The organism is Promicromonospora umidemergens (assembly GCF_024171995.1).
GTDB classification, from domain to species: domain Bacteria; phylum Actinomycetota; class Actinomycetes; order Actinomycetales; family Cellulomonadaceae; genus Promicromonospora; species Promicromonospora umidemergens.
Genome location: NZ_JAMTCT010000002.1, coordinates 524,356 through 531,356, shown reverse-complemented (window position 1 = coordinate 531,356; position 7,001 = coordinate 524,356). Strand labels below are relative to the sequence as shown.

The 7,001-nt window shown below is 71.8% G+C and carries 5 protein-coding genes and 1 rRNA gene; all 6 read left to right on the top strand.

Annotated elements, in window-relative coordinates; genetic code table 11:
- The first annotated feature begins 68 nt into the window (after positions 1–68).
- A 5S ribosomal RNA gene (rrf, locus tag APR04_RS06030) occupies positions 69–185 on the top strand.
- 190 nt (positions 186–375) lie between these two features.
- Positions 376–1,122, top strand: a complete 747-nt coding sequence (locus APR04_RS06025) for an IclR family transcriptional regulator (protein ID WP_253868488.1) — start codon at positions 376–378, stop codon at positions 1,120–1,122.
- A gap of 116 nt (positions 1,123–1,238) precedes the next feature.
- On the top strand, positions 1,239–2,825 hold the full coding sequence (gene aceB / locus APR04_RS06020; protein ID WP_253868487.1) for a malate synthase A: 1,587 nt from the start codon (positions 1,239–1,241) through the stop codon (positions 2,823–2,825).
- A gap of 54 nt (positions 2,826–2,879) precedes the next feature.
- A complete protein-coding gene (locus APR04_RS06015; protein ID WP_253868486.1) occupies positions 2,880–4,355 on the top strand; it encodes an FAD-linked oxidase C-terminal domain-containing protein in 1,476 nt (491 codons plus the stop codon).
- Positions 4,355–5,629: an FAD-binding oxidoreductase gene (locus APR04_RS06010; protein WP_253868485.1), complete on the top strand. Its 1,275-nt coding sequence runs from the start codon at positions 4,355–4,357 to the stop codon at positions 5,627–5,629. Before APR04_RS06015 ends, APR04_RS06010 begins: the two co-directional genes overlap by 1 nt.
- Positions 5,629–6,960 (top strand): glycolate oxidase subunit GlcF, encoded by a 1,332-nt coding sequence (glcF, locus tag APR04_RS06005; RefSeq protein ID WP_253868484.1) that lies wholly within the window; start codon positions 5,629–5,631, stop codon positions 6,958–6,960. Before APR04_RS06010 ends, glcF begins: the two co-directional genes overlap by 1 nt.
- Positions 6,961–7,001 lie beyond the last annotated feature (41 nt).

Below are 7,001 nucleotides of genomic sequence, written 5' to 3'. Positions count from 1 at the left end.
CTCACCACACCACCCTTGAAAGGGGTTGGGTTGGTGGGTGGAGACGGGTTTTGCCTTCTCGATAGTGTTACGGTGGTCATAGCGTGGGGGAAACGCCCGGTCCCATTCCGAACCCGGAAGCTCAGCCCTACAGCGCCGATGGTACTGCCCTGGAGACGGGGTGGGAGAGTAGGACGCCGCCGGACAACCATTCCCAGCAGGGGATGGAACCCGCACAACCCTCCGGGGTAGTGCAGGTTCCATCCCCTGACTGCATTTCCCCACCAATCCCAAGACACCATCACACCAACGGCGGTGTGCAAGGTCCCCGGTTCCGCGCTGTGGAATGCTGTTTCCGTCGGGCGGTAGGTCCGGCGTTCTGATGGGGAGGGTGTCGTGGCAGAACCTGGCGTGCAGTCGGTCGAGCGAGCGCTTGATCTGCTCGAGATCCTGGCGGAGGTCGGCGGTGATGCCGGCCTGAGCGAGCTCTCGGAGCAGTCGGGGCTGCCGCTGCCGACCATTCACCGGTTGATGCGCACCCTGGTTGCCCGCGGGTACGCGCGCAGGCTTCCGTCGCGCCGTTACGCCCTCGGCGCCCGCATGATCCGCCTGGGCGAGTCGGCCGGCCGACAGCTCGGAGCCGGTGCACGGCGACATCTGGCACGCGTGGCCCGCGAGCTCGGGGAGACCGCGAACCTCGCCATGCTCGACGGGGAGATGGCTGTGTACGTGGCGCAGGCGGCGTCGTCGCACTCGATGCGGATGTTTACCGAGGTGGGAAGACGAGTCCACCTGCACAGCACGGGCGTCGGCAAGGCGCTCCTCGGCGAGCTTCCCGACGCATCCGTCCGTGATATCGCGACACGGGCAGGCCTGGCGCCGGCGACCGATCGGACCATCACGGACCTCGACGCGCTGCTGGCCGCGATGAGGGAGATCCGCGAGCAGGGCTACGCCGTGGACGACGGCGAGCAGGAGATCGGCGTGCGGTGTTTCGCCGTCGTCGTCCCGGGTGCGCCCGTGCCGACGGCGCTGTCCGTCTCGGGCCCGGCGGCACGGGTGTCCTACGAGTTCGGCGAGCGCGCGGTGCCCGTGCTCCACGAGGTGGCGCTCGACGTCGCGGCGGAGCTGTCCGGAGGCTGAGCGTCGCGTTGACCCCGCGCCGTCGGCCACCTACTGTTTTCACTAGGAAGTATTTGGTTTCCGGATCGTGGAATCGACGCGGCTCCGGACCAAGCCACTCGACCGAGGGAAGACACGTGGACACTCCGGACGGCCTGACGATCACTGGTGACATCGCAGCGCGCGCGCAGGAGGTGCTCACCCCGCAGGCGCTGGCGCTCGTCGCGGCCCTGCACCGTGCGCTGGACGACCGCCGGCTGGAGCTCCTCGACGCCCGGCAGCGGCGGGTCGAGGACCTTGCCGCGGGCGGCACGCTGGACTTCCTGCCCGAGACGCGGCACATCCGTGAGGACCCGACCTGGCGTGTCGCGCCGCCGGCGCCCGGCATCGAGGACCGGCGGTGCGAGATCACCGGGCCGACCGACCGCAAGATGACGATCAACGCGCTGAACTCCGGCGCGAAGGCGTGGCTGGCGGACCACGAGGACGCGAACACGCCGCAGTGGAGTGCCGTCGTGGGCGGGCAGCTCAACCTGCTCGACGCGATCAACCGCACCATCGACTTCACCGGCGAGAACGGCAAGCACTACGCGCTCAAGGCGGACGAGGAGCTGGCCACGATCATCGTGCGGCCCCGCGGCTGGCATCTGCCGGAGAAGCACATCCAGGTCGACGGGCGCCCGGTGTCGGGGAGCCTGGTGGACTTCGCGCTCTACGTCGCGACCGCCGGTCTGCGGCAGATCGAGAAGGGCCAGGGCCCGTACTTCTACCTGCCCAAGATGGAGTCCTACCTGGAGGCGCGGCTCTGGAACGACGCGTTCGTGCTCGCCCAGGACTTCCTGGGTATCCCGCAGGGCACCATCCGCGCCACCGTGCTCATCGAGACCTACCCGGCGGCGTTCGAGATGGAAGAGATCCTGTACGAGCTGCGGGAGCACAGCTCGGGCCTGAACGCCGGCCGCTGGGACTTCATGTTCTCGGTGATCAAGTCGTTCCGGACCCGCGGCACCGAGTTCATGCTGCCCGACCGCAACGCCGTCACCATGACCGTGCCCTTCATGCGCGCGTACACCGAGCTGCTGGTCAAGACCTGCCACACGCGCGGCGCGCACGCCATCGGCGGCATGGCCGCTTTCATCCCGAGCCGCGACGAGGCGGTCAACGGGGCCGCGTTCGCCAAGGTCCGCGACGACAAGACCCGCGAGGCGAACGACGGCTTCGACGGTTCCTGGGTGGCGCACCCGGGCATGGTGGAGCTCTGCAAGGAGGTCTTCACCTCGGTGCTCGGTGACAAGCCGAACCAGATCGACCGGACCCGCGACGAGGTGCACGTCACCGCGGCGCAGCTGCTCGACGTCGCCTCGACGCCGGGAGACGTGACCGAGGCCGGCCTGCGGAACAACATCTCGGTGGGTGTCCAGTACCTCAAGGCGTGGCTCGGCGGGCTCGGCGCCGTCGCGATCTTCAACCTGATGGAGGACGCCGCGACCGCGGAGATCTCGCGGTCCCAGGTGTGGCAGTGGCTCCACAACGACGTGACGCTCGCGGACACCGGCCACCAGGTCACGCGCGAGCTGATCGACCAGCTCGTCGAGGAGGAGATCGCCAAGCTGCCGGGCGACGCGGCGGACTACGCGGAAGCGAAGCAGACGTTCCTCGAGGTCGCGGTGGCGGACGACTACGCGGACTTCCTCACTCTCCCGGCCTACGCCAAGATGCCCTGACTCGACATGCCCTGACTTGACGAAGACGTTGTGGCTCGCAACAAGGAGGTTGCCATGTCCGGGAACGCGTCCGCGGCGCTCGACGTCGTCATCGGCGAGCTGGTCGACGAGCTCGGTCCGGAGCGGGTGATCACCGACCGGCAGCGGCGTCGTACGTACGAGTGCGACGGGCTCGCGGCCTACCGGGTGATCCCGGGGGTGGTGGTCCTGGCCCGGGGGTCGGACGACGTCGCTACCGCGGTCCGGGCCTGTGCGCGGCACTCGGTGCCGTTCGTCGCGCGCGGGTCGGGCACAGGTCTGTCGGGCGGGGCGCTGCCGCACTCGGAGGGCGTGCTCGTGGTCCTGTCGCAGATGCGATCGATCCGGGACGCCGACGTCGACGACCAGCGCGCCGTCGTCGACCCCGGGGTGATCAACCTGCAGCTCACCGCCGCGACGAGCCCGGACGGGTACTACTTCGCGCCGGACCCCTCCAGCCAGTCCGTCTGCTCGATCGGCGGCAACGTCGCCGAGAACTCGGGCGGCGCGCACTGCCTGAAGTACGGCTTCACCACCAACCACGTCACCGGCGTGGACCTCGTGACGCCCGCCGGCGAGCAGGTCGAGATCGGCGGCAAGGCGCCGGACCCGCCCGGGTACGACCTGCTCGGCGCGCTGGTGGGGAGCGAGGGCACGCTCGGCATCGTCACCTCGGCCACCGTGCGCCTGACGCGGCTTCCGCAGGAGGTCCGGACCCTGCTCGCCGCCTTCCGCTCCATGGACGACGCCGGCGCCGCGACCTCCGCGATCATCGCCGCCGGCGTGATCCCCGCCGCGATCGAGATGATGGACGCCCTCGCGATCGAGGCCGCGGAGGCGGCGGTGCACTGCAACTACCCGGCGGGCGCGGGCGCGGTGCTCGTGGTCGAGCTGGACGGGCCGTCACCCGACGTCGCGGGGGAGTTCGACGACGTGGTGCGGCTCTGCGAGGCGGCCGGCTCCTTCGAGGTGCGGGTCGCGGCGGACGACGACGAGCGCGCCCTGATCTGGAAGGGCCGCAAGTCCGCTTTCGCGGCGGTGGGCCGGATCAGCCCGGACTACATCGTCCAGGACGGCGTGATCCCGCGGACCGCGCTGCCGCTGGTGCTGCGGCAGATCGCCGCGCTCGGAGAGAGCGCCGGCGTGCGGGTCGCGAACGTGTTCCACGCCGGCGACGGCAACCTGCACCCGCTCGTGCTGTTCGACGGCTCGGTCGAGGGCGCCGTCGACCGGGCGGAAGAGGTGGCCGGCGGGATCCTCGACCTGTGCCTTGAGCACGGCGGCTCCATCACGGGTGAGCACGGCGTGGGCGCGGACAAGGCCAAGCACATGCCGCGCATGTTCACCGCCGACGACCTGGAGACCATGCAGGCGGTACGCTGCGCCTTCGACCCCGAGGGCATCGCCAACCCCGGCAAGGTCTTCCCCACGCCGCGACTGTGCGGGGAGCAGCCGGGGCGGCATCGGGGCGCGCACCCGCTCGCGGAGTCCGGCGTGGCGGAGGTCTTCTGATGGCGGACCTGCAGCGGCTCGAGGACGCGCTGAAGCAGGCCGGCGGCCAGGTCACCGTCGCGGGTCCGGCGGATACCGTGGACGGAGTGCCTGCAGCTGCAGTCGCGCGGCCGACGTCGGCTGACGGGGTGGCAGCGGTGCTGCGCGAGGCGACCGCCCAGGGCCTGGTCACAGTCGCGCGCGGCGCCGCGACCGCCCTGGACTGGGGCGCCCCGCCCGAGCGGGTCGACCTGATCCTGGACACCACGGGCCTGCACCGGCTGGTGGAGCACGGCGCGGGTGACCTCGTGGTCGTTGCCGAGGCGGGGCTGCCGGTGGCGGAGCTCTCGGAGACGGTCCGGGCAGCGGCGCAGGAGCTCGTGGTGGACCTGCCGCCGGAACGGCTCGCGGCCGGATCCACCGTGGGCGGGGCGCTGTCGACCGGAGCGTCCGGGCCGCGTCGCCTGCAGCGCGGCGCGCTCCGCGACCTGGTGCTCGGGGCCACCGTGGTGCTCGCCGACGGCACCACTGCGTCGTCGGGCGGCAAGGTCGTCAAGAATGTCGCCGGGTACGACCTGGCCAAGCTCCTGACCGGAGCGTACGGCACGCTCGGCGTGGTGGTGCGAGCCGCGTTCCGGCTGCACCCGGCCCGTCCCGACCGGGCGTACGCCGTGGCCACCGGCCGGCTGGCCGACGTCGCCGCGCGGGCTCGGGACGTCGTCGCGTCGCAGCTCGCGCCCGCCGCAGTGGAGATCGACCGGCCGGCAGGGAGTGACGTCGCCGAGGTGGCAGTGCTGATCGAGGGCACGGGGAGCGCGGTGGGGCAGCGGGCCGCCGCTGTCGCCGAGCTGCTGGGCGGGCGGGTGCAGGCAGAGGCGCCCCGCTGGTGGGCGGCGTTGCCGGGTGCGGGGGTCTCGACAGGCTCGACCGGCGGTGGTGGCACCTGTGCCAAGGCGACCGCGACCCTTACCGGTGTGGCCGGTCTGCTGGCGGCGGCCCGGGACGCTGAGCAGCGGTACGGCGTCGGCGTGGCGTTGCGGGGGAGCGCCGCCGGGGTGCTGCACGCGCTGGTGACGGGGACGCCGGAGGCTACGGCGGCCGCCGTCGGGCACCTGCGGGGTGCCGCAACGCACCCGCGCGACGGGACCGTCACCGTGCTGCGGGCGTCGCGCGAGGTGCGCGCGGAGCTGGACGCGTGGGGGCCCGTGGGCGGGCTCGATCTCATGCGTGCGGTCAAGCGGCAGCTCGATCCCGGGCGCAACCTGGCGCCCGGCCGATTCGTGGGAGGCATCTGATGACCGAGGCGAAGCCGGACCTGCTGGGCTCGTTGGGCGGGGCCTTCGACGAGCATCATCCGCCGGCTCGCGAGCTGGTGGACGACTGCGTGCACTGCGGGTTCTGCCTACCCGCCTGTCCCACGTACTCGCTGTGGGGCGAGGAGATGGACTCCCCGCGCGGGCGGATCTACCTCATGAAGGAGGGGCTCGAGGGGGAGCCGATGTCGCCGTCGCTGGTGCAGCACGTCGACGCGTGCCTCGGCTGCATGGCGTGCGTGACCGCGTGCCCGTCGGGCGTGCAGTACGACAAGCTGGTCGAGGCGACGCGACAGCAGGTCGAACGGCGTGGTGCCGAGCACCGGACGCGGGGGCAGCGGCTGCTGCGGTCGGCGATCTTCGCGCTGTTCCCCCGGCCCGAACGGCTTCGCCTGGTGCGGCCCTTGCTCGCGCTGTACCAGCGCAGCGGCCTGTCGAGGCTGGTGCGGCCGGTGCTGGCCCGCCTGTCGCCGACGCTGGCGACGATGGAGGCGATAGCGCCGCCGGTGGGTCCGCGCGTCCCGGTGCCCGCGCTCGTGCCCGCCGTCGGCGTGCAGCGGATGACCGTCGGGATGCTGCTCGGCTGCGTGCAGCGGGAGTTCTACCCGGGGGTCAACGCGGCGACGGCGCGGGTGCTGGCGGCCGAGGGGTGCGAGGTCGTCGTGCCGCCGGACCAGGGGTGCTGCGGTGCGCTGTCCGTGCACGCCGGGCGCGAGGCGGAAGGGCTGGACTACGCGCGGGCGCTCATCGACACGTTCTCCGAGACGGGTGTCGAGCGGATCGTGGCCAACTCGGCCGGGTGCGGGTCCACCATGAAGGACTACGCGGACCTGCTGGCGGACGACCCCCGGTACGCGGAGCGGGCCGCGGACTTCGCCGCGCGGTCCCGGGACGTCTCGGAGGTGCTGGCGGAGCTGGAGCCCGTCGCGCAGCGGCACCCGCTGCCGATGACCGTCGCGTATCACGACGCCTGTCACCTGCGGCACGCGCAGGGTGTGAAGGCGCAGCCGAGGGCCGTGCTCGCGACGATCCCTGAGCTGGTGGTCAAGGAGATCGCCGAGGGCGACATGTGCTGCGGGTCCGCCGGCATCTACAACCTGACCAATCCGGAGCCCGCGCGGGAGCTGGGTGACCGGAAGGCTGCGAACGTAGCTGCCACCGGCGCCGAGCTGCTCGTCACGTCCAACCCGGGGTGCCTGCTGCAGATCACCGACGCCCTGGGCCGGCAGGGACGTGAGATGCCGACGGCGCACATGGTGCTGGTGCTCGACGCGTCGCTGCGCGGCGTCGGGCCGGGGGACCTGCTGACGTGATCTTGGGTACTCCCGGTGGCCTGGGGTAACTGCTACGTTTG

What these genes read in the sequence shown, in the direction of transcription:
- APR04_RS06015 (WP_253868486.1), top strand. Translation starts at nt 2,880, where the DNA reads ATGTCCGGGAACGCGTCCGCGGCGCTCGACGTCGTCATCGGCGAGCTG.
- APR04_RS06010 (WP_253868485.1), top strand. Translation starts at nt 4,355, where the DNA reads ATGGCGGACCTGCAGCGGCTCGAGGACGCGCTGAAGCAGGCCGGCGGC.
- glcF (WP_253868484.1), top strand. Translation starts at nt 5,629, where the DNA reads ATGACCGAGGCGAAGCCGGACCTGCTGGGCTCGTTGGGCGGGGCCTTC.